The sequence below is a fragment of the Arthrobacter sp. ES3-54 genome (assembly GCF_029504395.1).
Taxonomy (GTDB): Bacteria; Actinomycetota; Actinomycetes; order Actinomycetales; family Micrococcaceae; genus Arthrobacter.
The window spans coordinates 325,901-349,371 of the sequence record NZ_JAQFIF010000001.1 but is presented as its reverse complement, the minus strand read 5'-3'; the positions used below and the strand labels follow the sequence as shown (position 1 = coordinate 349,371).

At 66.2% G+C, this 23,471-nt stretch carries 26 protein-coding genes, 1 other RNA gene and 1 riboswitch; of the genes, 12 read left to right on the top strand and 15 right to left on the bottom strand.

The genetic code is table 11. The annotated features are described in order from the left end of the window. Positions 1-38: 38 nt before the first annotated feature. The 11 genes from hisN to M2428_RS01640 all read left to right on the top strand — a co-directional run bounded on the left by hisN (position 39) and on the right by M2428_RS01640 (position 8,372). Positions 39-851 (top strand): histidinol-phosphatase, encoded by an 813-nt coding sequence (gene hisN / locus M2428_RS01690; RefSeq protein ID WP_277522992.1) that lies wholly within the window; start codon positions 39-41, stop codon positions 849-851. Positions 852-1,012: 161 nt separating this feature from the next. Next, positions 1,013-1,126: riboswitch (SAM riboswitch) on the top strand. Positions 1,127-1,160: 34 nt separating this feature from the next. Continuing rightward, positions 1,161-2,615 carry an aminotransferase class V-fold PLP-dependent enzyme gene (locus M2428_RS01685; protein ID WP_277522990.1) on the top strand — a complete coding sequence of 485 codons (1,455 nt, stop codon included), beginning with the start codon at positions 1,161-1,163 and terminating at the stop codon, positions 2,613-2,615. A 172-nt stretch (positions 2,616-2,787) separates the two neighbouring features. Further along, positions 2,788-3,564 carry a class I SAM-dependent methyltransferase gene (locus M2428_RS01680; RefSeq protein WP_277523577.1) on the top strand — a complete coding sequence of 259 codons (777 nt, stop codon included), beginning with the start codon at positions 2,788-2,790 and terminating at the stop codon, positions 3,562-3,564. A gap of 133 nt (positions 3,565-3,697) precedes the next feature. Further along, complete coding sequence (locus tag M2428_RS01675) at positions 3,698-4,984, top strand: Nramp family divalent metal transporter (protein ID WP_277522989.1); 1,287 nt, start codon at positions 3,698-3,700, stop codon at positions 4,982-4,984. 16 nt (positions 4,985-5,000) lie between these two features. After that, positions 5,001-5,714, top strand: coding sequence for a metal-dependent transcriptional regulator (locus tag M2428_RS01670; protein WP_277522987.1), 714 nt, complete (start codon positions 5,001-5,003; stop codon positions 5,712-5,714). Continuing rightward, positions 5,715-6,164: a CrcB family protein gene (locus M2428_RS01665; protein WP_277522985.1), complete on the top strand. Its 450-nt coding sequence runs from the start codon at positions 5,715-5,717 to the stop codon at positions 6,162-6,164. Beyond that, entirely contained in the window at positions 6,161-6,532 is a 372-nt protein-coding gene (gene crcB, locus M2428_RS01660; protein WP_277522984.1) for a fluoride efflux transporter CrcB, read from the top strand. The genes M2428_RS01665 and crcB overlap by 4 nt, the downstream gene beginning before the upstream one ends. A gap of 129 nt (positions 6,533-6,661) precedes the next feature. After that, positions 6,662-7,033 carry a hypothetical protein gene (locus M2428_RS01655; protein WP_277522983.1) on the top strand — a complete coding sequence of 124 codons (372 nt, stop codon included), beginning with the start codon at positions 6,662-6,664 and terminating at the stop codon, positions 7,031-7,033. A 47-nt stretch (positions 7,034-7,080) separates the two neighbouring features. Continuing rightward, complete coding sequence (locus M2428_RS01650; RefSeq protein WP_256336428.1) at positions 7,081-7,215, top strand: hypothetical protein; 135 nt, start codon at positions 7,081-7,083, stop codon at positions 7,213-7,215. Positions 7,216-7,513: 298 nt separating this feature from the next. Beyond that, on the top strand, positions 7,514-7,984 hold the full coding sequence (locus M2428_RS01645) for a DUF6325 family protein (RefSeq protein ID WP_277522982.1): 471 nt from the start codon (positions 7,514-7,516) through the stop codon (positions 7,982-7,984). Between the two features lie 37 nt (positions 7,985-8,021). After that, a complete protein-coding gene (locus tag M2428_RS01640) occupies positions 8,022-8,372 on the top strand; it encodes an SHOCT domain-containing protein (protein ID WP_277522981.1) in 351 nt (116 codons plus the stop codon). 112 nt (positions 8,373-8,484) lie between these two features. Here M2428_RS01640 and M2428_RS01635 read toward each other — a convergent pair whose 3' ends face one another. The 14 genes from M2428_RS01635 to M2428_RS01570 form a co-directional block, all read right to left on the bottom strand. Beyond that, positions 8,485-10,347 (bottom strand): alpha-amylase family glycosyl hydrolase, encoded by a 1,863-nt coding sequence (locus M2428_RS01635; RefSeq protein ID WP_277522980.1) that lies wholly within the window; start codon positions 10,345-10,347, stop codon positions 8,485-8,487. Positions 10,348-10,547: 200 nt separating this feature from the next. Further along, positions 10,548-10,916, bottom strand: a transfer-messenger RNA (tmRNA) gene (ssrA, locus tag M2428_RS01630). Between the two features lie 100 nt (positions 10,917-11,016). Further along, positions 11,017-11,487, bottom strand: a complete 471-nt coding sequence (gene smpB / locus M2428_RS01625) for an SsrA-binding protein SmpB (RefSeq protein ID WP_277522979.1) — start codon at positions 11,485-11,487, stop codon at positions 11,017-11,019. Positions 11,488-11,591: 104 nt separating this feature from the next. Then, complete coding sequence (locus tag M2428_RS01620) at positions 11,592-12,995, bottom strand: peptidoglycan DD-metalloendopeptidase family protein (RefSeq protein ID WP_277522976.1); 1,404 nt, start codon at positions 12,993-12,995, stop codon at positions 11,592-11,594. A gap of 26 nt (positions 12,996-13,021) precedes the next feature. Beyond that, positions 13,022-13,936 (bottom strand): permease-like cell division protein FtsX, encoded by a 915-nt coding sequence (ftsX, locus tag M2428_RS01615; RefSeq protein ID WP_277522975.1) that lies wholly within the window; start codon positions 13,934-13,936, stop codon positions 13,022-13,024. After that, positions 13,933-14,751 carry a cell division ATP-binding protein FtsE gene (gene ftsE / locus M2428_RS01610; protein ID WP_277522973.1) on the bottom strand — a complete coding sequence of 273 codons (819 nt, stop codon included), beginning with the start codon at positions 14,749-14,751 and terminating at the stop codon, positions 13,933-13,935. Before ftsE ends, ftsX begins: the two co-directional genes overlap by 4 nt. 194 nt (positions 14,752-14,945) lie before the next feature. Continuing rightward, a complete protein-coding gene (gene prfB, locus M2428_RS01605) occupies positions 14,946-16,061 on the bottom strand; it encodes a peptide chain release factor 2 (RefSeq protein WP_277522971.1) in 1,116 nt (371 codons plus the stop codon). 140 nt (positions 16,062-16,201) lie between these two features. Then, entirely contained in the window at positions 16,202-16,615 is a 414-nt protein-coding gene (locus M2428_RS01600; RefSeq protein ID WP_277522969.1) for a pilus assembly protein TadG-related protein, read from the bottom strand. An 86-nt stretch (positions 16,616-16,701) separates the two neighbouring features. Next, a complete protein-coding gene (locus M2428_RS01595; protein ID WP_277522967.1) occupies positions 16,702-17,094 on the bottom strand; it encodes a hypothetical protein in 393 nt (130 codons plus the stop codon). A gap of 88 nt (positions 17,095-17,182) precedes the next feature. Continuing rightward, positions 17,183-17,566 carry a TadE/TadG family type IV pilus assembly protein gene (locus M2428_RS01590; RefSeq protein WP_277523575.1) on the bottom strand — a complete coding sequence of 128 codons (384 nt, stop codon included), beginning with the start codon at positions 17,564-17,566 and terminating at the stop codon, positions 17,183-17,185. A 45-nt stretch (positions 17,567-17,611) separates the two neighbouring features. Next, the gene (locus M2428_RS01585) at positions 17,612-17,863 is read right to left on the bottom strand and encodes a hypothetical protein (RefSeq protein ID WP_277522965.1); all 252 of its coding nucleotides are present in this window, start codon (positions 17,861-17,863) and stop codon (positions 17,612-17,614) included. Between the two features lie 95 nt (positions 17,864-17,958). Next, a complete protein-coding gene (locus tag M2428_RS01580) occupies positions 17,959-18,900 on the bottom strand; it encodes a type II secretion system F family protein (protein WP_277522963.1) in 942 nt (313 codons plus the stop codon). After that, the gene (locus tag M2428_RS01575; RefSeq protein WP_277522961.1) at positions 18,897-19,751 is read right to left on the bottom strand and encodes a type II secretion system F family protein; all 855 of its coding nucleotides are present in this window, start codon (positions 19,749-19,751) and stop codon (positions 18,897-18,899) included. The genes M2428_RS01580 and M2428_RS01575 overlap by 4 nt, the downstream gene beginning before the upstream one ends. After that, positions 19,751-20,974: an ATPase, T2SS/T4P/T4SS family gene (locus tag M2428_RS01570; RefSeq protein WP_277522959.1), complete on the bottom strand. Its 1,224-nt coding sequence runs from the start codon at positions 20,972-20,974 to the stop codon at positions 19,751-19,753. The genes M2428_RS01575 and M2428_RS01570 overlap by 1 nt, the downstream gene beginning before the upstream one ends. Positions 20,975-21,160: 186 nt before the next feature. Between M2428_RS01570 and M2428_RS01565 the strand changes: the two genes are divergently transcribed. Continuing rightward, positions 21,161-22,033 carry a glycosyltransferase family A protein gene (locus M2428_RS01565; protein ID WP_277522957.1) on the top strand — a complete coding sequence of 291 codons (873 nt, stop codon included), beginning with the start codon at positions 21,161-21,163 and terminating at the stop codon, positions 22,031-22,033. A 131-nt stretch (positions 22,034-22,164) separates the two neighbouring features. Here M2428_RS01565 and galE read toward each other — a convergent pair whose 3' ends face one another. Further along, a complete protein-coding gene (gene galE, locus M2428_RS01560; protein WP_277522956.1) occupies positions 22,165-23,208 on the bottom strand; it encodes a UDP-glucose 4-epimerase GalE in 1,044 nt (347 codons plus the stop codon). Positions 23,209-23,471: the final 263 nt, after the last annotated feature.

Here is a 23,471-nt window from a genome sequence, read left to right as displayed (position 1 = left end):
TCCCGCCCGGCAGCCCGGTTTGCCGGTAGTTTGGAACCATGAGCCAACCCGCTTCGAGCTACAACGATGACCTGCGCCTTGCCCATGTACTGGCAGATTCGGTCGATTCCCAGACCATGAGCCGCTTTAAGGCGCTCGACCTTCGGATCGAGACGAAGCCAGACCTGACGCCCGTCACGGACGCCGACAAGTCCGCCGAAGAGGCCATCCGCGGCCAGCTCTCCCGGTCCCGTCCGCGTGACGCGGTCCTGGGCGAAGAATTCGGCAGCTCGGGCCACGGCTCCCGCCGCTGGATCATTGACCCGATTGACGGCACAAAGAACTTTGTCCGCGGCGTCCCGGTCTGGGCCACCCTGATCGCCCTCGTCGATGAGGGCGAGCCGGTGGTCGGCGTCGTTAGCGCGCCGGCACTGGGCAAGCGCTGGTGGGCCGCGAAGGGGGCGGGCGCCTACACGGGCCGCTCGCTCGCCGCCGCCACACGGCTGAAGGTATCCAACGTCTCCAACCTCGAGGACGCCTCGCTGTCCTACTCCAGCCTGGGCGGCTGGAAGCAACGCGGGAACCTGGACGAGTTCCTGGGCCTTACCGAGGAAGTCTGGCGTACCCGCGCCTACGGCGACTTCTGGTCGTACTGCCTGGTGGCCGAGGGTGCCGTGGACATCGCCTGCGAGCCCGAGCTGAACCTCTACGACATGGCCGCCCTGGTGCCGATCGTTACCGAGGCCGGCGGCCGCTTCACCTCGCTCGAGGGCGAGGACGGCCCCTTCGGCGGCAACGCCCTCGCCACCAACTCAATCCTCCACTCAGAAGTCCTCAAGCGGCTCAACCCCGACCTCGACGACCTCCTCTAGGCAACCACTCAATCGAACAAACGGCGGCGGTAACCCTCATCCAGGGATTACTGCCGCCGTTTGTTCGGCCACAGCGCGTTTCGGGACGCGCACGTAACAATCCGCTTCACAATCGGTGACCGCCTTTTCCCCGGCTGCGCGGATGTCCTAGGCTCGATGCAGGTCACGAGTGCCAGCGCTAAACCCCGGTTTGCTGGCCGGCAACCCTCCAGACGCGGTGGGGTGCCCCGGGTGACGACCTGGCCGGTCCGGAACGGACCCGGCAAGCGCGGATTCCCACGATGTGGGGTCCTGGTCGAGTGAGGTCCCATGACAACTGCCATTTTTCCCGCTGCCCCCGAATTTCACGCTGCAACCGAGGCCGGGCGCCCTGGTGGACGGCATGCCATTGCGGGCCGCCCGCTGGCCGCCGTCACCGGGGCCGAAATCCAGGCCCCGCTGATCACGGGCGGCCACGCCCGCTACGCCAACCTCGATTACGGTGCCTCCGCCCCGGCCCTGTCCGTGGTCTCGGCCTACTTGAACGAAATCCTGCCGTACTACGCGAGCGTGCACCGCGGCGCCGGCTACGCATCGCAGATCAGCACGTCCGTCTACGAGAACGCCCGGGACATCGTGCGGGACTTCGTGAACGGCCGGCCGGACGATTCCGTGATCTTCACCCGCAACACCACCGATTCCCTGAACCTGCTGGCCGGCTGCCTGCCGCTCCGTGACGGCCGGTCCACGGGCGAGGTCCTGTATCTCGACATCGAGCACCACGCCAACCTCCTGCCCTGGCAGAATGTCCCGCACCGCAGCGTCGTGGCCGCCCCCACCCTCGCGGCCACCGTGGACCGCCTGCGGGATGAGCTCGCGCGGGGCGGAGTCAGCCTGCTCGCCGTCACCGGCGCTTCCAATGTCACAGGGGAGATCCTGCCGATTCGGACCCTCGCCGCGCTGGCGCACGAATACGGCGCCAGGATCGTTGTCGACGCCGCACAGCTGGCCCCACACCGGCGGATCGACATCGCCACGGACGACGTCGACTACCTCGCCTTCTCGGGGCACAAGCTCTACGCCCCGTTCGGCACCGGCGTGCTGGTGGGGCGGACGGACTGGCTCGACGCCGGCACCCCGCACCTGGCCGGCGGCGGCGCGGTCCGCGACGCCCGGCTGGACTCCGTCAGCTGGACCACCGGACCCGCCCGGCACGAGGGCGGCTCGCCGAACGTCCTCGGTGCGGCCGCCCTGGCCCGCGCCACCCAGGTGATCGCGGCCCTGGACCCGGAGCAGTGGCAGGCCCACGAGGACGCCATCCGGTCCTTCCTCGTCGAGGGCCTGCAGGGCATCGACGGCGTGACCGTGCACCGGATCTTTGCCGATTCGTCCCCCGCTTCTTCCTCCGGAGGCGAGCTGCCGGGCACCGGCACCATCGGCGTCGTGAACTTTTCCGTGGAAGGGTACGACGCCGGGCTGGTGGCCGCCTACCTGTCGGCCGAACACGGCATTGGCCTGCGCGACGGGCGCTTCTGCGCCCACCCGCTGCTCAAGCGGCTCGGCCTGCCCGCCGGCTCCCTGCGGGCCAGCTTCGGCCTCGGCTCACGGCTGGAGGATGCCGAGCGTCTGCTGGCCGGCCTGCAGCAGTTGCGCCAGACGGGACTCGGCTGGGACTACGTGGTGGATGCCGGCCGCTGGGTGCCGGCCAACGATACCCGCAGCTACCCCCACTGGGCGCCGAACACCCCGGGCACCGCCGGTGCCGCGCCCTGCACGGAGGACTAGCACCAGGCTGGACCGGGCGGGGACCAGGACCCGGCGCCGGTGCTGTAAATTCGAAAGGTATCTGAAACCAGCAGAAACTTCCCGAAGGAGATCGCACGTGGCAAGCGGCGGGCCCCAACTGCACAGTGATCCTCAACTGCAAGGTGGTCCTCAACTAAGCGGTGATCCCAAACTGCACAGTGGACCCAAACGGCACAGTGGTCCTAAACTGCGCGGCGAGCGGCGCCAGGAACTCGGCCAAAGCTTCCAGGACGGCGGGGAACACTATGAACGCGTCCGCCCGGGGTATCCGCCGGAGTCGGCCGACTGGCTGATCCCGGCGGGGGCCAAGGATGCCGCGGACATTGGCGCCGGCACCGGCAAGTTCACTGCGCTTCTAGCAGCACGTGGACTGCGTACGGTGGCCGTTGACCCCTCTGCCGACATGCTCGAGCAGTTGCGCCGCACCCTGCCGGATGTCACCGCCATCGAGGGCAGTGCCGAGTTCACGGGCCTCGAGCCGGAGACGTTCGATCTCGTATCGGTCGCCCAGGCATGGCACTGGTGCGATCCCAGTCTGGCCAGCACCGAGATTGCCCGGATCCTGCGGCCGCACGGCGTGCTGGGCCTGATCTGGAACCAACTGGACACTGCTGTGCCGTGGGTGCACCGGCTCTCGCGCATCATGCACGCGGGGGACGTCCACAAACCACACTTCCGCCCGCCTGTGGGTCCCGAGTTCACCGGCTTGGAGAGTCACCTGACCCGATGGGAGGATTCAGTCACCACGGCGGACATCCAGGAGCTGACCAAGTCCCGCAGCTACTACCTCGCGGCATCGGACTCCACCCGGGCGAAAGTAATGTCCAACCTCGACTGGTACCTGCACGAGCACCTGGGCCATACCCCAGGCGCAGTGCTCCAGTTGCCCTACCTGACCCAGACGTGGCGGGCCTTCCGGATTGCGTAAGGCCCCGGCCGGGGCTTATCGTTTCGGTATGCCTAATAATTGCTTGTAGGCAAACGAAACTTTGAACCGGGCGCTTTTTCGGCCGGTGCCGATCATCGCGTCAACGCAGACGCGCCATTCACGGGAGCTGGCAGTGCTGGATGTAAGGGGCCACGAGCAGTCGCCGCAGGACGCGCGCACCTATAAACATCCGGGTGCCCGCAGGGCCCTGATCGGCCTGTTGGGGCCAGCGTTCGTGGCTTCGATCGCCTACGTGGACCCCGGAAACGTGGCCGCCAATCTGACCGCCGGCGCGCAGTACGGCTACCTGCTGGTGTGGGTCCTCGTGGCCGCCAACATCATGGCGGTCCTCGTCCAGTACCAGTCCGCCAAGCTCGGGATCGTCACGGGCAAGAGCCTCCCGGAGATCCTCGGCGAGCGGCTCAAACCGTTCTGGCGCCGCGCCTTCTGGCTGCAGGCCGAAGTCGTGGCCGCAGCTACCGACCTCGCCGAGGTGGTGGGCGGGGCAATTGCCCTGTACTTGCTTTTCGGGCTCCCGCTCCCCCTCGGCGCCGTGATTGTCGGCGCGGTGTCGATGCTTCTGCTCGCGGTGCAGGCCCGGCAGAAACAGCGGCCGTTCGAATTCATCATCATGTTCCTGCTCGGCATCATCACCATCGGCTTCCTGGCCGGGCTGTTCATCAGCCCGCCAGATCCGCGCGCTGCCCTGGCCGGGCTCGTGCCCGGCTTCCAGGGCCCGGAAACGGTGCTGCTGGCCGCCAGCATGCTCGGCGCTACCGTCATGCCGCACGCCATCTACGTCCATTCGGCCCTGTCCCGGGATCGGCACCGGCCAGACGAACACCTGCATGTTCCACCGGCGGCCGTCGCGCGACTGGTCAGGGCTACCCGGTTCGACGTCGTGGCCGCGCTGGCCATCGCCGGGCTGGTCAACATCGGCATGCTGCTCCTTGCCGCCTCCACCCTCGGCGGCGAAGAGGGCACGGACACGATCGAGGGCGCGCACGCCGCCATCACTGCCAATCTCGGCCCCGTCATCGGCGTGATCTTCGCGGTCGGCCTGCTCGCATCCGGCCTGGCCTCGACCTCGGTGGGCTGCTATGCAGGCGGAACCATCATGCAAGGCCTGCTCAAGATCAAGATTCCTGTCATGGCACGCCGCGTCGTGACCCTGATTCCGGCCGTTGTGCTGCTGGCGGTCGGCTTCGACCCCACCTGGGCACTCGTCTTGAGCCAGGTGGTCCTCAGCTTCGGGATTCCCTTTGTCCTCGTCCCGCTGGTGGTACTGACCAGCAACAAGGCCCTGATGGGCCGGTTTGCCGACGGCCTGGCCCTCCGAATCGCAGCCATCATCAGCGTGGTGCTCGTCGTGGCACTTAACCTGGTCCTGCTGTGGCTCACTTTCTCCGGAGGCAGCTGACGGTAGGCTTAGGTCTGTGAAGACCAGTACGCCCTCCTCCTCGATCGAGGACTACGTCAAGGTCATCTATTCGTTCACCGAGTGGCAGCCGAAACCCATCACCTCCACGCAGCTGGCGCAGCGCCTGGGCGTCGCCAACTCCTCGGTTTCGGAAATGGTCCGCAAGCTCAAGGACCAAGGCCTCGTAGACCACAAGCCCTACAGCGCCGTCACGCTCACCAGCGACGGCGTCCGGCTCGCCCTGTCCATGGTCCGGCGGCACCGGTTGCTCGAGACATTCCTCGTCCGGGAGCTCGGTTACCGCTGGGACGAGGTCCACGACGAAGCCGAGCTCCTCGAGCACGCCGTCTCCGACACCTTCATTGAGCGGATGGCGGCCAAGCTCGGAAACCCTGCACGGGACCCGCACGGTGATCCCATCCCGGCCGCGGACGGCTCCGTGCTGGTGCCCGCCGCCCACCGCCTGAGCGAACTCGACGACGGCCATACCGGCCGGATCACCCGGATCAGCGACGAGAACCCGGAGCTGCTGCGCTACCTCGCCGCCCAGGACATCGACCTCGACGCCGAGGTGGAGGTGGTGGGCCGGCGGCCGTTCGGCGGTCCGATCGTGGTGCGGATCGGTTCCGCCGCGGCACCGCGGGAATTCGACTTTGCCGAGGAAGTCGCCTCGGCCCTCTGGGTCCACAGCGATGCCGCGCACGCAGGCTGCAGCGTTTCGGAGAGCTGAGTGAAAAGGGCGCTGGACGATCGCCGGACCGTGCCGCGCCCCGGCGTACCGGGCTGGAAGGCCTGGTCCGCCGTCGCCGTCGGCGGGCTGATCGGAACTGAGCTGCGGTTCGGCGCCGGCCTGATTTTCCCCGACAACGCCGGTGAGGTGCCGTGGACCACGCTGGCGATCAACGTGGCCGGGAGCTTCATCCTGGCCACCCTGACCACCATCTGGATCGCGCGGCCACAGACGGCCTTCTGGCTGCGCGCCGGGATCGGCCCCGGCCTCCTGGGGTCTTTCACCACCTTTTCAGCGCTTGTCATAGTCATTGACCAGCAGATCCGCGGCGGCTTCCACGCCACCTGGCTGGCCTACCTCGGGCTCTCGCTCGTCCTGGGCCTCGGGGCCGCGGCTACCGGCTGGAAAACCGGCAAAGCGATTGCCGACCTCGGCGGAGGCGCCCAATGATCACCGCGCTCGTTGTGGGGATCTGCGGGGTGGCGGGAGCACTGCTGCGGTTCGCCGTCGACTCCTGGTTTGCGCACCACCAAGGTTCCCGTCCGCACTGGCCGTGGGCGACGTTTGCCGTCAACGTCGCCGGATCGTTCATCATCGGTTTGGCCGTGGGCCTGACCGGCCACATGGAGTTGGGAGCCGACTGGCACGCCGCCATCGCGACCGGGCTGGCCGGCGGCCTGACAACCTTCAGCTCGTGGACCACCGCAACGGTCCGCCTGGTCAGCGAAACGCGTTACCGGGCGGCGGCGCTCAACATAGCCTCGAACCTGCTCGCGGGTCTCGCGGCCGCGGCCCTCGGGCTCCTCGTCGCCGGCTAAGGCTCCCTCATCCGGCTGACGGCCTTCCATCGCCGCCCGGCCGGGACCTGGCCCGCCGGTGGTGTGTCGAGGCTTACAGCGGGGCGCCCCGGTGGCTACGGGCCGCCGTCGTTCCCGTATCGTTGAAGGATGGTTACCCGACGCGAAGCAGCCCAGATCCTCGACATCCCCCTGGAAATGGCGCACCGTCACGGCATCCCCTCACGGCTGTCCGAGGCCGAGCTCGGCGAACTGCTGGACAACCCCCCGGCGTGGCTGGTCCAGTCCAAGGCAAACCGGACAGGCAAGCGGCCCGTCTGGGTCCAGCTCACCTGCGCTGTCTGTGGATTCTCCGAAGCCGCACGGCCCAAGAAATGGTGGCCGGACTTCACTTATGTCTGCTGCGCGCACCACGAGGCCCGCGACATCCCCGTCGTCGGCCCCGGGCTCGTGCGCAGTGTCTATGACGGCGTCGGCAGCCGCTTCGCAGGCATCGTGGACGCCGCGGTTCCCGAGGCGTAGCTTAAAAGACGGGGCCACCCCGGGCCCCTGCCGTGAGGGAGAGCACCATGCCTGACAAGACGCCGCACCAGAGCGTTTCGAAAAAGTCGGTCAAGACGATCAAAGAAAAACGGGCCGAGAAAAAGGCGAAGCACGTCGTTGATGCCCACACCGATCCAGTGGCACACATCAAGAAGCGCTGAACACATCAAAGGGCCGGAAGCCGTCGCTTCCGGCCCTTTGATTTGTTGCCTTGGCGTGCCTCGGAGGGATTTGGGCTCACCCGAAACGGATGATGCGGCCGGACTCCCCTTGGCGCTTTAGTGTTCTTGAGATCCTCGTCGGGAGAGCCAGCGTCCTGACCCACGGCGCGGCCCCGACGGCCTTGCCGGGGCTCGACAACGGAATCATTCGACGCGGGTGGTGACCCCCCGGGAGGGGCCGTCCACACTAAAGACAGCGCGCTGGACGGTGCGCTCGAAACAGACCGGAGGAATGCCAGTGACTACCACACCGGAGACCGAGGCCCACGGGCCGGTCGACTTCGTACTCCTCGAGTTCCCCCTGGCTGGACTGACGGGACGGGCCAGTGAAGAACTCATCAAACTCGTCGAGCAGGGCGTGATCCGCCTCTTCGATCTCCTCGTCGTCATGAAGAACGAGGACGGCACGGTGGAGGTGCTCGAACTCACCGACCCAGGTGGCCCAGCGGCTAGCTTCTCCTACTTCGACGGCGCACGGACAGGGCTTCTTGGCGATGACGATATTGCCGAGGCAACGGAAGCGGTTCTGCCAGGGACGGTCGCCGCGCTGATCGTCTACGAGAACATTTGGGCAGCACCGTTCGTAGCGGCCGTCCGCGAAAGCGGGGGCGAGCTCATCGCAAGCACACGGATCCCTGCGCCGGACGTGATGGAAGCGCTCGACGCCCTCGAGGCCGCCGACGCCGCACCACCGGCAGCCGACGCATAATCCGACGCAGAAGAAGAGACATGAGAGGAGAAGAATTATGGGACTTCTTAGGGGTATGGCCCGGACGGCGGTAGTTGCCGGAACGGCATCGGCGGTCAGCGGCCGCGTCCAGCGCCGGCAGGCTTCGAAGTTTGCCGAGAAGGACGCCGCCACCGCGGCCAAGCAGCAGGAGGCCTACGATGCGCAGATGGCGCAGCAGCAACCGCCACCAGAGGCATACCAGCAGCCTGTCTACCAGCAGCCCCCGCCCCCGCCCGCGCCCGCCGGCGGCGGTGGCATCAGCGACGACGCCATCCAGCAGCTCAAGGAGCTCGGAGCGCTGAAGGAGCAGGGAATTCTCACCGAAGAAGAGTTCGTGGCCCAGAAGGCGAAGGTCCTCGGCACATGACGTTCGGGGGTCGGATTAGGAAGGGAAGTGTCTGACGACACTTCCCTTCCCTTTATCACGATCGGTTTAGGGCGCTGGTTCCGAGGGCGCCGGCATTCTAGGTCGCTGGGCTCTAGGGTGCCATGATGACGAAGCCCGCCGGGGGAACGTCGATCCTGATCGCCAAGCCGTTCCGTGGCTCAGCGGCTACCAGTGAGCCCACCTTGTTCTGGTCCGTTGAATAGAGGCACTCGAACTTGTCGCCGGCCGAGTGGAGGCCGGCATCAATGGTCACCCATGCTGTCCTCTGGGCGGCCCAATCAGTGTTGATGGCGCAGACAACCTCTCTGTTCGAAAAAATCCGGCTCCAGGCCACGATTGAGGTCATCCGTCCGGCACCGATGCGTTCCGGGTACCAGAAGGTGACGCCGTCGTCGGAGATGGGACGCAGGTACTGCCTGCCGCGCCGGAGCGCGAGTTCCCTCTTCCGAACGGCCAGGATTTTTCCAAGTTCCTGATAGCTGTCCCGTGACTCATCGAAGAAGTGCCTGTCGCGGCTGCGGAACGATCCGAAGGGGCCGCCGAACATCGCTTCCCTGATGTACCGGTCTGCCTTGAAGTCATCCGTGGGTGCCGGTTTGACCTCCGGCGGAAATTTCCCGTCGAATCGCTGCTCGCTGCCGTAGTAGATGCACGGGATACCGAGCGTGGTGGCGTTCAGGGCAAGGATGGCGAGCTCCAGGGCCCGGCCGTCCTGGTCGGCGGCGAACCGTGCCTTGTAGCTTTTCCCTTGGCGGACCAGGTCGTGGTCATCAAAAGTTGTGACGACATGGTTGCGGAACCACGTGTGGGTCGCTTTATCGACCTGGATCGAGTTGCGGAAGAGATCGAAGTAGCCGGCGGGGTCACCCCACCCCTTGACGGCATCGACCATCCGTCCTTGCACGTCCGCCAAGCCCAGAGCAGCATCGAGCCCGGTCTGGTCCCGGAGCCTGATGGCCTCTTCGCGGCTCCCGGTGATTTCCCCGACGAGAAAAAACGAATCCTTGCCGATGGTCTGGGCGAATTCGTGAATGGCGGAGGCAAAGTATCGCGTGGCGCCGGGGTCCATGTGCTTGACCGTGTCCACGCGGAAGCCGTCGATATCTGCATCCGCGATCCAGTACTCATACGCCTCGACGAGGGTTTGGAAGGCTGGCGAGGGCTGGTACTCGTCCACCGGCCCGGTTCCCTGATGGATATCCTTCAGCCCAAAGAAGTCCCCCTCGGTTGTCTCCTGGGGATCGTCCCAGTGGACGATCTGGCCCTTGCGGGTAAAGGCGCCGTCGGACTGGAGTTCACGCGGCCACACCGCGCTGTCCATGTCTGGCGGACTAACCGGCGCGGGGAACGGCAAGCTGGGAGCGCCGCCAGGGTCCCGCCAACCGGCCACCGGATAGGTGGCGCCGGTCCACACGGGAACATAGGGCTGCCCAGTGGTGGCGTCGACGGTGGCGTACTGGAACACGTCCGCGGAATGGTTGAGGATGACGTCGAGGATGACGTAGAGCCCGGCGTCGTGGGCAGCAGTAACCAGCTCTTTGAAGTCCAGGGCTGTGCCGAAGTGCGGGTCAACTTCGAGGAAGTTCTGTGTGCCATAGCCGTGGTAGTCATCCACGCCGGGCCGTTGTCGCAGTATGGGGCTGATCCAGAGCGCGGTGACTCCGAGCCTTCTCAGGTAACCGAGTTTGGACTGTATCCCCTTCAAGGTGCCGCCGAGCCACTGGGTTCCCGCATTCTCCCACTTCTGTATGTCGGCCGCGGCCTGTACGGCATTGTTCGTGTCCCCAGGCGAAAACAGTGGCGTGCTGCCCTGCACGATCTGCCCGGCGGCGTCCTTGTAGCCGTCCTCCAATTTGTTGGAGAAACGGTCTATCAGCAGGAAGTAGATCACTTGGTCCGACCAGTCGCGCGGTGACGGGTGAAAGTGGTTTTGGTTAATTGGATCCAACTGCATGATTGCCAAGTATGGTGAATTCCTTCGCAAGGCGGAAGGGCCTTCGGGTTTTTCCGGCCTGCCAGCGTGCTGACCGCGCTGCGGGTGTACCGCCCGCTTCAGGAACCGCCCTTAACGCACAGAACTCCCCGCCAACCGAAGTCAGCGGGGAGTTCTGTGAACCCAATACGGGGTGGAGCGCCGTTGCCGGGCTCCTATGTATGTGGAGATGGGGGGAATTGAACCCCCGTCCGATGTCGTGTTGTCAGGGCTTCTCCGGGCGCAGTTTGCGTTGGATTTTCTCGGCCCCAGCCATGCTACAAACAGCTGGCTGATCCGGGCCCAGTCATCTAAGAGTCCCGTTTACCCCGATGACGGAGGTAAACAGCAGTGGCTATCTAAATGACGCCAGGATCCGGGGCAATAGCAACCTCGGGCTGACGGACTGTCTTACTGCTTAGGCAGCGAGAGCGAAGTCAGTGCGTTTTGATTCGGCACTTATTGGTTTGCAGACAGCGTTTACGAGATAATTCTGCATCCTCGGCCCGCTTCACCTGTCGCGACTAACATCGTCGAAACCGATCATCCCCGTATTTTTTTATCAAACCCGGACCGGATACTTTCGTATCCTTCCCGGACTACCAAGCATAACGCACTGCCCCCAGGAAACATTCCCAAGGGCCCGCTGCGTTAGCGGCGGTTGCGTTCGCGCATGACCCGCAGCGCCTCGCGCTTGTCCTGCTGTTCGCGCAGCGTGTGGCGCTTGTCGTATTCCCTCTTGCCGCGGGCGACGCCGATTTCAACTTTCGCGCGTCCGTCAACGAAGTACAGCTGCAGCGGCACAATCGTGAACCCTGATTCACGGATCTTGTGCGAGATCTTCGTGAGCTCTTCGCGGTGCAAGAGCAACTTGCGGCGGCGGCGTGCGGCGTGGTTGGTCCAGCTCCCCTGGTGGTACTCGGGGATATGGATACCCTCCATCCACAGCTCGTCGTTGTAGAACGTGCAGAAGCCGTCCACCATCGAGGCATGGCCCTCGCGCAGGGACTTAACTTCCGTGCCCATCAGCGCAATGCCGGCCTCGTAGGTGTCAAGGATGAGGTAGTCGTGCCGGGCCTTGCGGTTGGTGGCCACTACCTTACGGCCACTTTCTTTGGGCACGGTAGGACTCCTAAGTTTTATTGGTGGTTCACTCCGGCCAGGTGGTGCGGAGTCTTTTCCAGTTTACGGCAGGGCGGCTGCCGCAGCGGATGGCCCGGGCCGGGCTACAGCAGGTTCATCGGGTCCACGGCCCGGCCATTGAGCCAGGTCTCGAAGTGCGAGTGGCAGCCGGTGGAGTTGCCGGTGGTGCCCGAATAGGCGATCAGCTGCCCCCGGTTGACGTGCTGGCCGGCCGAGACCACAACGGAAGTGTTGTGGTAGTAGATCGTGGTCAGCGAGTTGCCCTGGACCACGCCGTGGGAGATCTTCACGTTGTTCCCGCCGCCGTCGTTGGCCCAGCCTGCCGAGAAGACGGTGCCGGCCGCCGCGGCATAGACGGCGGTGCCGCAGGGGGCGCCGAAGTCGATGCCGGTGTGCATGTAGCCGCCCTGGCCGTAGAAGTCGATGGTGCCCGGCGGCGTCGGACGCCAGCCAAATCCCGAGGTGATCGGAATACTTCCCGGGAACGGGTGCTGCAGACCAAAGGCCGACGGCGAGCCCTGGGCCGGCGGGACATACGGCTGAGTGGCCTGTCCCCGCGCGCGGGCGGCGGCCGCCGCGGCCTCAGCGATGCGCCGCTGCTCGGCCAGCCAGGCCTCACGCAGCTTCCGATCGCGTTCGACGATTTCGGCGGCCACGGCGTCCTGCTGCGCCTTGACCTTGGCGAGCTGGCTCTGGATGCCGGGCTTGGCGGCCTGGAGCTGGGCGTCGAGCCGGGTGGTGTCGGCGATGAGCTTGTCCACGGCGGCCTTCTTGGCCTCCGCCTCGTCCCGCGCGGCTTTTTCCCGGGCCAGCGCGGCGTCGGCCTTGGCCTTGAGATCCGTGATTTCAGCCTCCACGGCCGCCAGCCGCGCCTGCGCGTTGACGTTCGTGGCGCTCTGCTGGGTGAGCTTGTCCATCGCGGAGTTCTGGCTGCGCAGGGCCTGGTCCGCGAGGTTGATGGTGTCCGTCAGGCTGCTGCCCTGGTTCGAGCCGAAGAACAACGACAAGTTGGACGGGACGCCGCCGGACTTGTACGCCTGTGTGGCGATCTGCCCTATTAGCTTCCGGGTGTCCGCAATCTTCTGCTTGTCCGAGTCGAGCTGCTGGGTGATTTTTGCCTTGTTCTGCTGTGCCAGGTCCACGCGGGCCGCGAGGGCCTGCACTTCCTGGACCGCTCCGGCCACCCGCCCCTGGGCGTCCAGGAGGGCCTGTTGGGCGCCCGGGAGCTGGCCCTGGTACAGGACCAGGTCCGCCGCTGCCTGGGCGATCTTGCCGTCCACGAATTCGAGGGAATGCTGGACCCGGGCCGCCTCGTCGCGGAGCGCGGCCTGCTGGTCCTCAAGGTCGCCGGCGACTGCCATCGGACTCGAGGCTCCCATGCTCCCGGCCAGGACCAGCGCCAAGGTGGCGCTGATCATCCGGCTGCGGCGTCCCACCAGACGATGCCGGAGCGATTGCCGGAGGGGGCGGCGGGCCAACGGTGTCATAAGCATTCCCTTTTCGTTGCGCAAAGCTAGACCCGCAAGTACCGGCGGAGGGTCAGCAGGGAGGAAGTCCCGGCCAGGACGACGCCCAGGCCAATCAGGGCAGGAGCCAGGATCAGGGTCTGCCCGGGCGAGATGAACGCGGTGTCCGGATACTGCTTGGACAGGACCTCACCGAGGAAGAAGTGGGCCACGGACCACAGGGTGACGGAGGCCAGGGCCGCGCCGATCACCGCTGCGATGACGCCTTCGAGGATGAACGGCAGCTGGATGACCATCTTGGATGCGCCCACCAGGCGCATGATCCCCGTTTCCCGGCGGCGGCTGAACGCGGACAGCCGGATGGTGGTTGCGATCAGCAGGATGGCGCAAATGATCATGACGCCGGCGACGCTCACCGCCACCAGGGACGCCGCGTTCATGGCCGAGAACAGCCGCTCCAGCAGCTGCCGCTGGTCGATCACGGTCTCCACGCCGGCCTGGGAGGAGAAGGTCTCGCTGATGATCTCGTACTTCTCCGGGTCCTTCATGTTGATCCGAAAGGAGGCCGGAAGCTGGTCCGGGGTCACCGAGTCAACGATCGGGGAATTGGAGAACTGTTCTTTGAAGTGCTTGTAGGCGTCGTCTTTGGACTCGTACTGGAAGTCGTTGACGTACTGGGCCACTGCGGGCGACTGCAGCAGCTTGCGCAGGTTGTCCTCCTGCTCCGGCGTCGCCGGGCCGGTGGCGCAGCCGGGCGCCGTCGAACCGTCGCTGCAGAGGAAGATGGCCACCTGGACTTTGTCGTACCAGTAGCCCTTCATCTGGTTGATCTGCAGCTGCAGCATGCCGGCGGCGCCGACGAAGGTCAGCGACACGAAGGTCACCAGGATCACGGAGATCACCATGGACAGGTTGCGGCGCAGGCCGCTGCCGATCTCGCTCAGGACGAATGCAAGCCTCACGCCTGGGCCTCCCCTGCGGTGCGGATCTCGGCGCGGGCTTCGGCGCGTGACCCTGCCCGGGGCGGGATGATTTGCGGCTCGTCCCGGCCGCTGGCGTCGCGCAGGCGGCGCGACTGGCCCACGATGGGAATCATGGAGGTGTAGAGGGCCTTGGCCTCGTCGCGGATCACGACGCCGTTCTTGAGTTCCACCACCCGTTTGCGCATCTCGTTGACGATGTCGTCGTCGTGCGTGGCCATCACCACGGTGGTGCCGTTCTGGTTGATCTTGTCCAGCACGCCCATGATGCCCATGGAGGTGGTGGGGTCCAGGTTTCCGGTGGGCTCGTCGGCCAGCAGGATGCCGGGACGGTTCACGACGGCGCGGGCGATCGCCACGCGCTGCTGCTCGCCGCCGGAGAGCTCGTGCGGGAGTCGGTTTTCCTTGCCTTCAAGGCCCACGGTTTTGAGGACCTCGGGGACTGTGTCGCGGATGACGCTGCGGCTCTTGCCGATGACCTGCATGGCGAAGGCGACGTTGGCGAAGACGGTTTTCTGCGGCAGCAGACGGAAGTCCTGGAAGACGACGCCGATTCCGCGGCGCAGCCGCGGCACGCGCCAGCTGGAGATGTTGGCGACGTTCTGGCCGGCGACGTAGACGGCCCCGGAAGAGGCGCGGTCCTCTTTGAGGACCAGGCGCAGGAACGTGGATTTGCCGGAGCCGGAGGCACCGACGAGGAAGGCGAATTCACCACGGTCGATCTCAAGGTTGATCGAATCCAGCGCCGGCCGCGCCTTCTGGTCATAGACCTTGGTGACATTTTCGAAACGGATCATGGCCCTAAGTACCCTGCAGGGTGGGGCCGCGAGGGCCCGGTTCTGCCGCCGGGGCAAGGGCTTTCGTTTGGGGGAAGTAGAGCTCCGGCCCCTCGACTATACGCACGGGTAACGGCGGAACCGCCGGAACGGCGGGGCGTGTCGCGCGATTGTCAGGGACCTCTCAGCCGGGTGCTGAGTCGAAGCGGCAAAGCCTATTTCTCGGCGTTGCGGTTGTCCGTCCGCCAGCGGATGCCGGCGTCGATGAAATCGTCGATTTCGCCGTCGAACACGGCCGAGGTGTTGCCGACCTCGTACTCGGTGCGGAGGTCCTTGACCATCTGGTAGGGGTTCAGGACGTAGGAGCGCATCTGGTCGCCCCACGAGGCCTTGACGTCACCGGCGAACGCCTTTTTCTCCGCGTTCTCCTGCTCCTTCTTCAGCAGCAGGAGGCGGGACTGCAGCACACGCAGGGCGGCGGCGCGGTTCTGCAGCTGCGACTTCTCGTTTTGCATGGACACCACGGTGCCGGTAGGGATGTGGGTCAGGCGCACGGCGGAGTCCGTGGTGTTGACGGACTGGCCGCCGGGGCCGGAGGAGCGGAACACGTCCACGCGGATCTCGTTATCCGGGATGTCGATGGAGTCCGTCTGCTCGATCAGCGGAATCACTTCCACGGCGGCGAAGGAGGTCTGGCGCCGGCCCTGGTTGTCGAACGGGCTGATCCGGACCAGGCGGTGGGTGCCGGCCTCGACGCTGAGCGTGCCGAAGGCGTACGGCGCCTTGACCTCGAAGGTCGCGGACTTCAGCCCGGCTTCTTCGGCGTAGGAGGTATCCATGATGGTGGTCGGGTAGCCGTGGCGCTCGGCCCAGCGCAGGTACATGCGCAGCAGCATTTCGGCGAAGTCCGCCGCGTCCACCCCGCCCGCGCCGGCGCGGATGGTCACCACGGCTTCGCGCTCGTCGAACTCGCCGGAGAGAAGGGTGACCACCTCGAGCTCGGCGAGTGACTTGCGGACCGACTCGAGTTCCGCGGCTGCCTCGCCCATGGAGTCGGCGTCGTCCTCGTCCTGGCCGAGTTCCACGAGGACCTCGAGGTCGTCGATCCGGGACGCCAGCTTGTTGAGCCGCTCTAGCTCGGTCTGCTTGTGCGAGAGCTTCGAGGTGATGACCTGTGCGGCGGCGGGGTCGTCCCACAGATTGGGTTCACCGGCCCGCTCGCTGAGCTCGGCGATGTCTTCCTTGAGCGCCTCGACGTTCGAGACGTTCTCGATGGACGCATAGGTGGCCCGCAGTGCGCGGATTTCAGCGGGAAAATCAATGTTTGCCATGGTTTTTTAAGCCTACGCTATGTGTCCTAGCCCCCCGACCCGCCCGGTCGCCCTGTAGCCGGTTGCCCTATCACTTTGGGTTGCCAAACGGCCTGGTTGGCAGCATCTACTGATAGGGCAACAGGTGTGGACGGGGCAGTTCAGCGGCTGAGGCGGGACCGCGCCGTCGACGTCGCCTCGATCCGGATGCCGTCCGGCACCAGGAAGTTCACCACCGGCGGGTGGACGGCCGCGCTCAGCACCACGACAGCCGTGGCACCGTCCGGGCTGCCCGTGGACGGCGCCACGGCCAGGCCGCTGAAGCGGCCGAACGCGCCGTTGCGGCCCAGATAGTCGACGGCGGCGCTGCGTACCCTGGCTCCGCTGAGGACGGCCGTCGGTGTGCCGCCGGCGTTGCCAAGCTGGCCGAGGGTGAAGCTGTCCGCGGCGGCCACGGAGGCGCCGTCCGCGAGGGAGAGCAGTTTCTTGTGCTCGAGGTAGACGCTGGAGGCCGCCACCACGACGGTCGCGACCAGCAGGGCAATCAGAATGAAGCCGATGCTCAGCACCAGCACCTGGCCCTCTTGCCGGCGGCCTCGGTGCTGGTGTCGGGGTCCTGGGTGCCGTGGTCCTGGGTGCCGGGATGCGCCGGCAAGGATTGTCACCGGAACCTGCCCACCAGCTGGGTTGCCGATGCGTTGAGCTGGCTCGCGTTCAGATGAAGTGCATCGCTGAAGGGCATAAACGGCAAGGGTACGGTGAGGTGGACGGTGACCGTCACCGCAGAGCCGGGAGCCAGGCAGTCCGCCGGCTCGCAGCGGGTATCGAAACTGGCGTTTTCCGCCGGCTGGCCGTAGTCGGCGAGCGCCAGCAACACCGCTTGCTCGGCCGCGGCCCGGCCGCTTGCCGCGTCCGGTTGGGCAACGTAAACCTTGGCGGCCTGGTCAGCGGCGCCGACCACCGCGAACGAGCCGCCCTGGATCTGGCCCACGGTGATGATGAAGTACACCAGCGGCACCATCAGCAGCGCGGCCAGGAAGACGAACTCGACCACGGCACTCCCCTGTTCCGGCGAACGGCCGGCGCCGTCGGCAACGGTGAGTGCAGGGTCGGGACGGAACGGTGCCCCTGACCGTGACCGTTCAGGGCTGGATGGCCGCATGGCCCTTCACTTCCAAGAGCCCCCGGGGACCGATGAAGCCGATGACCGGCAAGGGTGCGCGGACTGTCACCTCCAGCGTGCGGATGCCCTGGTACGTCGATTCGCTGGTGGCCACGTCCCGCGCGAACTCGGAGTTGAGCGCCGCCGTGATCAGCTGGACCGTCCGGTCCCTGGCATCCCCGTCGTTGCGGTCGGCCAACGTGCCATATCGGGCGCCCGAGGCGGCGGCGTCGATCAGGGTGTTCCGGACGTGAAGGACCAAGGTGAGCTGGACGATCGCCAGGAAGAACAAGGTGAGCAACGCGCCGATCAGCACGAAGTCCACGACCGCGGCGCCGCGCTCAGCGTCTTGGCTGTGCTGCAGCTTCTTGCTGTGGCCCCCGTTTCCCTCGCCCCGGGCTGCCACCGGCTACTGTCCGACCTTGTCCATGGCCTGGTTGAAGAGTCCCTCAAGCGCAGGCCCGGCAAGGGCCAGCAGGGCGGCCACGAGGACTGCCGACATGAGGGTGATCATCACCCAGCCGGGGACGTCCCCCCGCTGGGGATGGTCGGCTCCCCCTTCAGGGTGGTCCCCCAACCGCGGTCGCGACGCAGCAGACCACCAGGTCAACATGCTGAGCGCGCAGGCCACCAACGCCACCCGAGTTCCGAAGTTCTTCACGTGTCCTCTTTCCTGGTTTTTGGTTCATGGTTTTTCTGTTTTCCGGGGTCCTGATTGTTCGGTTCTGATAGTTCGCGACGCTTCACTGCCGGTTCCTAGAGCCCCAGACTGATTGCGGCCAGGCCGGGGAAGACGGCGAAGATGACCGTAAGCGGAAGAACCCCGAAGACGAGCGGCACCATCATGCCGATTTCCTTCTTGCCGGCGGACTCCATGAGCTCCCTCTTGGCCGTGTCCCTGACATCCTGTGCCTGCGCCCGGAGGACGTCGGCGAGGGGCGTTCCGCGCTCGACGGCCACGATCATTCCGTCAACGAAACGGACCAGCGGCCCCTGGTCGGTCCTGGCCGAGAACTCGTGGAGGGCCTCCACGAGGGGCTTGCCGGACCTCGTCTCGGCGAGGACACGAGCAAATTCCTGTGACAGCTCACCCTGGGCGCTGCGGGAGACCCTGTCCAGCGCGCCGGTGGCGCTTTCACCGGCGCTGACAGCCAGGGCCATGAGTTCGGCGATGCTGGGAAACTCCGCCATCATCCGCGTCTCCCGTTTCTTGATGTGCGCGCCCAACAGGTAGTCCCGGAGCAGGAACCCGCCGACGGCGCTCCCCACCACGGCCACGACTGCGACGAACGGGCTGAAGCGGCCGGTCGAGCCGGCGAGCGCCACAACGCCCACGGCGAGGACAAAGCCGCCGGCCGCCCAGAGGAGCTGCTCAGCCCGGAAGTCCACTGCTGTCTTGGCGCTGCCGGCACGCGCCAGCCTGCGGTTCAACGCCGTGGCGCCCAGGTTGATCCGGCCCAGGGACCTGGCACCGTCCTGGATCGCAGGACGGAGGATTCGTTCCAGCGGCCCAAACGGCGTGAGGTTCCTCGGGGCCGCGCGCAGGAGCCGGGATTCCAGGTTGTGGGTTCTCAACTGCGGGCCGATACGTTCGACGAACGTCGTCGGGCGCATGAAGGGAAGCCGGACGAGGAACAGCCAGAGACCGGCCCCGAGCACGGCCCCGCACAGCGTGGCGCCCGCCATCAACCCCGTCATCGGAGGACCCGCTGCTCTTCCGGCAGCGCACCGATTCGCAGCATGACGGCGTAGGACACCAGGGAGACGGCGAGGCCGCCCAGAAGAACCGCAGCGCCAACCGGGGTGTTGTACGCCATCACAGCCTCAGGACGGCTGGCCAGCAACATCAGGACAATCCAGGGCGCAGCGACGGCCAAGCGGGCGGCGTTGACGGTCCAGGATTGCCTTGCCTCCAGTTCACTCCGGGTCCGGGCACTCTCCCGCAGGAACTCCGCGAGGGTGCCCAACAGCCTCCCGAGGTCCGAGCCGCCCACCTCGCGGGTGAGCCGGAGGGCCTCGACGATCCGATCCGCCACGGGATCGGCCAGTCGGTCTTTGAGCCGGGTGAGCGAGGGATCGAATTGGCCTCCCGACCGGTAGTCGGAGCCGAAGTCCACAAAAACGTGGCGAAGCTCCACCGGGCCCTTGTCGCCAAGCTGGATAAGAGCCTCCGGCAGTGACAGGCCGGCCCTGATGGCTGAGCGCAGATGATCAACGACGTCGGGCCAGAGCTGGCGGAGGACGGCCGTGCGCTTTCTCGCACGCCACCGGACCATCGCCATCGGCAGCCAGCCGCCAAACAGGCCAAAGCATCCCGCGATCGGCCAGGAGCCTGTAACTGCGAAGAATGCCAGGGTTGTGAATGTCCCGACCCCAAGGCACGAGGCGAGCAGCCCCGCCGCGCTGACTTTTTCGATGCCCGCCGACCGCAGGAGGTCCTCAAGCCGACTGGTCCGGGACTTGCGCCGCACGCCCGCGGGCTTCTCCCACGCGGACCACCAGATCAGCAGGAGGCCGGCTCCGCCCATCATCCCCAGGAGCGGCGCCATCAGCGCTGCTCCAGCAGCGCCGCGACGTCGTACCCGGAGCGGGCAAACTTTTCCGCGGCGGGCATGGAGTTGGCCTTGGGCAAAAGCTGCCCGTCCGACATCGTGAACACCATAGAGGATTCGATGATCCCGTTTTCCACCCGGCGGCCCAGTGACAGGATCTCGGTGACCTGCCGGCGCCCGTTGGCGTGCCTGCTGCAATGGACCACCAGATCGATGCAGGAAGCGACGGTGGGAACTACGAACGCGCTGGAGATGTTGTCGCCGGCGAGCAATGGCAGCGTACAGATCTTTGTTACTGCGTCGTGGGCGGAGTTGGCATGCACGGTGCACATTCCCGGCATCCCGGAATTCAAAGCAATGAGCATGTCCAGGCTCTCGGCCTCCCGGACCTCCCCGACCACCAGCCGGTCCGGCCGCATCCGCAAGGCCTCCTTGACCAGCCGGCGCAGCGGAATCTGCCCCTGCCCCTCCAGGTTCGGCTGCCGGCACTGTAGACCGACGACGTCGCGAAGCGGCAACTGCAGTTCGAAGATTTCCTCCACGGTGATGACCCGCTCCCGGGTGCCGATGCTCGCGGCGAGGCAGTTGAGCATGGTGGTTTTGCCGGCTTGGGTGGCGCCCGAGACCAGGATGTTGAGGCCGCTCGCGACGGCCGCACCGAGGAACCTGGCCGCCTGCGGGGTCAGCGTTCCCAGCTCCACCAGGTGTTCCAGCCGGCTGGCCTTCACCACGAACTTACGGATATTTATGGCCCAGTGACGCCGGGTGACATCCGGGATCACCACATGGAGGCGGGAACCGTCCGGGAGCGCCGCATCCACGAACGGGGAGGACATGTCCAGCCGCCGGCCGGAGCTCTTGAGCATCCGCTCCACGAGGTCACGGACCTGCCGATCCGTCAGCGACACGGAGGTCAGTTCCGATTCGCCGTTGCGCGCCACGTAGATCTCATTCGGCGCATTGAGCCAGATTTCCTCGATGCCCGGATCATCCAAAAGCGGCTGAAGCGCGCCAAACCCCGCCACTGCGTCAAAGACGAATCTCCGGGCCTGCTCCAGCGGGCCGATGGGCGGAAGCGGTGCGAGCAGCGCCCGCTCGTCGTAGTCGCTGATCGCCTCCTCCACGAGGCGGCGGACTTCGCCGCTCTGCCGCAGCGGATCCAGGCCGCGGCGACGGATCAACTCACGGACCTCGTCTTCGACGATGCGCACAGCTTCCACGGTGCCCCCACATGACCGCTACCCCTCCCCCTGGGGCAGTGCAACTGGGGTTAAAGCTAGAGGAGCCGGGCCGTTCCGACAAGGGCGTCAAACGCCGCTTGTGGATAAGTTCGTGGCAGCGGGCCCGCATCACCCGCCTCAGCCTGCTCGACTAGACTCGGACATTAGCAAACAGAAAGGTCGCAAGTGCCACAGCTGAGCGTGCTGATCCCCGTCAAGGACGGGATGCCCTACCTGAAGTCAACCGTTGCCAGCACCCTGCGCGCGATGCCGCGGGACTCCGAACTGCTTGTTCTGGACGACGGCAGCACCGACGGCACCGAGGCCTTCCTCGCCAGCTTGAGTGACAAGCGGCTCAAGGTCTTCCGCAATGAGCAGTCAGCCGGTGTGGCTGCTGCTTCGACCGCCCTGCTCTCGCACGCAAGCGGCGAACACGTCGCCCGGATCGACGGCGACGACATCTGCCTGCCGTGGAGGTTTGCCGTCCAGCGCCGAGCCCTCGACGGCGTGGACATGGTCTTCTCGCAGGCTCTCATGATCAACGCCAAGAATGTTCCGTTCAGGCCACGCTTCGAGCCGGGCATCTCCGCTGAAGCCATGCCGCTGCATCTGCTGCTGACAAACGTGCTGATGAACCCGACGATGTACGCCTCCCGCGCCGCCCTGGAGTCGCTCGGCGGGTACCAGGCGACCCCGGCAGAGGACTACGACCTGTGGCTTCGTGCCGCGACGGCGGGCCTGCGGATGCGTCGCATCCCGCGGCTGCCAACCATTGCCTACCGCCGTCACCAGACCCAGCTGAGCCAGACCCGGGCCTGGTCGGACGAGAACGGCGACCAGATCCTCGCCGAATCGTTCAGCAAGCTGGCCGCGGACCGGCTCGGGTTCCACGGATCGGCCTCCACCATCCTGTACAACCGGCCGGCGCCGGGAAAGCCGTACCCGGAGGATCCCGACATTGCCGAGTTCGTCCGTTGCATGATGGAGGCGGCCAGCCGGCTTGGCGAGAGCGACCGGCGCGGCGTCGAGGCGCGCCTGACGGCCAGCTACCGCCTCTGACCAGGTTGGCGGCCAGCGCGGCGTCGAGGCGCGGCTGACGGCCAGCTACCGCCTCTGACCAGGTTGGCGGCCAGCGCGGCGTCGAGGCGCGGCGGACGGCCAGCTACCGCCTCTGACCAGGTGGCGGGGCGCTAGTCGGCCTTAACTCCGGCGGTCTCGGCAACCGCGGCATAGCCCTGGGGGTTCCTGCTTTGCCAGCGCCAGTGGTCCTCGCACATTTGTGCCAGGCTGCGGTGCGCGGACCAGCCCAGATCCGCCAAGGCAGCCGAAGGGTCGGCGTAGCTGACGGCGGCGTCGCCGGGACGGCGGGGCGCGAATTCGTAAGGCACCGGGTGCCCGGCCGCCGTGCCGAACGCCTCGATGACTTCGAGCACGGAGGAGCCCCGGCCGGTGCCAAGGTTCCAGCGGAACACCCCTGCTTTGTTGCTGAGGTAGCCCAAGGCGGCCAGGTGGCCGGCGGCGAGGTCCATCACATGGATGTAGTCCCGCACTCCGGTGCCATCCGCCGTCGGGTAGTCGTTGCCGAACACCATCACTTTTTCGCGGCGTCCCACGGCCACCTGGGCCACAAACGGGAGCAGATTGTTGGGGATGCCGGTGGGGTCCTCGCCGATCAGGCCGGACTCGTGGGCGCCCACCGGGTTGAAGTAGCGCAGCAGGGCGATGCTCCAGCGGGGATCGGCGGCAGCCAGGTCAGAGAGGATGTCCTCGATCTGTTCCTTGGTGCGGCCGTAAGGGTTGGTGGCATCCAGCGGCGCCTTCTCGATGAGGGGAACTTCATCCGAGGCGCCGTAGACGGTGGCGGACGAGCTGAAGACGAGGCGGCGTACCCCGGCGGCGTCCATGCTGTGCAACAGGTTAAGGGTGCCCACGACATTGTTCTGGTAGTACATGAGGGGTTTCTCGACGGACTCCCCCACTGCCTTGAGCCCGGCGAAGTGAATCACTGCCTCGAAGCCGCCCTCGGCAAAAACGGCGTCGACGCCGGGACCGTCGAGAAGGTCGACCTTCCGGAAGTCCACGATCTTGCCCGTGAGCTGCTCCACGCGGCGCAGGGACTCCGGGTTTGAATTCATCAGGTTGTCGAGGACCACAACCTCGTGGCCCGCTTCGAGGAGGGAGAGCGTTGTGTGGGACCCGATGTAGCCGGCGCCGCCGGTAACCAATACCTTCATGCATGACAGCTTAGAAGGATCGGGCGGCCACTGCGAACTCGACCCGGGTCTGCCGAGTCAGCGTCCCGCTAGCCGAACGGCTCTCGGAGAGCCTACTAATTTCAGGCCGCGAGTGGTACCTTCGATCCCACTCGCCACATGAGCAACATCAGGACGGTGCTAGGGTGAGCGCGATAAGTCAGACATTCTCATCGTTCGGTGGTTCCCTCTCGGATCCGAACATACCCGAGACAAATATGCAGCGCCCGCGAAGCGCACCATCG

Coding starts and splice junctions, on each gene's coding strand:
- prfB (WP_277522971.1), bottom strand. CDS start 16,061: ATGGCAAACATTGATTTTCCCGCTGAAATCCGCGCACTGCGGGCCACC.
- crcB (WP_277522984.1), top strand. CDS start 6,161: ATGATCACCGCGCTCGTTGTGGGGATCTGCGGGGTGGCGGGAGCACTG.
- M2428_RS01655 (WP_277522983.1), top strand. CDS start 6,662: ATGGTTACCCGACGCGAAGCAGCCCAGATCCTCGACATCCCCCTGGAA.
- ftsE (WP_277522973.1), bottom strand. CDS start 14,751: ATGATCCGTTTCGAAAATGTCACCAAGGTCTATGACCAGAAGGCGCGG.
- M2428_RS01575 (WP_277522961.1), bottom strand. CDS start 19,751: ATGGCGCCGCTCCTGGGGATGATGGGCGGAGCCGGCCTCCTGCTGATC.
- M2428_RS01635 (WP_277522980.1), bottom strand. CDS start 10,347: ATGCAGTTGGATCCAATTAACCAAAACCACTTTCACCCGTCACCGCGC.
- M2428_RS01650 (WP_256336428.1), top strand. CDS start 7,081: ATGCCTGACAAGACGCCGCACCAGAGCGTTTCGAAAAAGTCGGTCAAG.
- hisN (WP_277522992.1), top strand. CDS start 39: ATGAGCCAACCCGCTTCGAGCTACAACGATGACCTGCGCCTTGCCCAT.
- M2428_RS01685 (WP_277522990.1), top strand. CDS start 1,161: ATGACAACTGCCATTTTTCCCGCTGCCCCCGAATTTCACGCTGCAACC.
- M2428_RS01620 (WP_277522976.1), bottom strand. CDS start 12,995: ATGACACCGTTGGCCCGCCGCCCCCTCCGGCAATCGCTCCGGCATCGT.
- M2428_RS01580 (WP_277522963.1), bottom strand. CDS start 18,900: ATGACGGGGTTGATGGCGGGCGCCACGCTGTGCGGGGCCGTGCTCGGG.
- M2428_RS01640 (WP_277522981.1), top strand. CDS start 8,022: ATGGGACTTCTTAGGGGTATGGCCCGGACGGCGGTAGTTGCCGGAACG.
- galE (WP_277522956.1), bottom strand. CDS start 23,208: ATGAAGGTATTGGTTACCGGCGGCGCCGGCTACATCGGGTCCCACACA.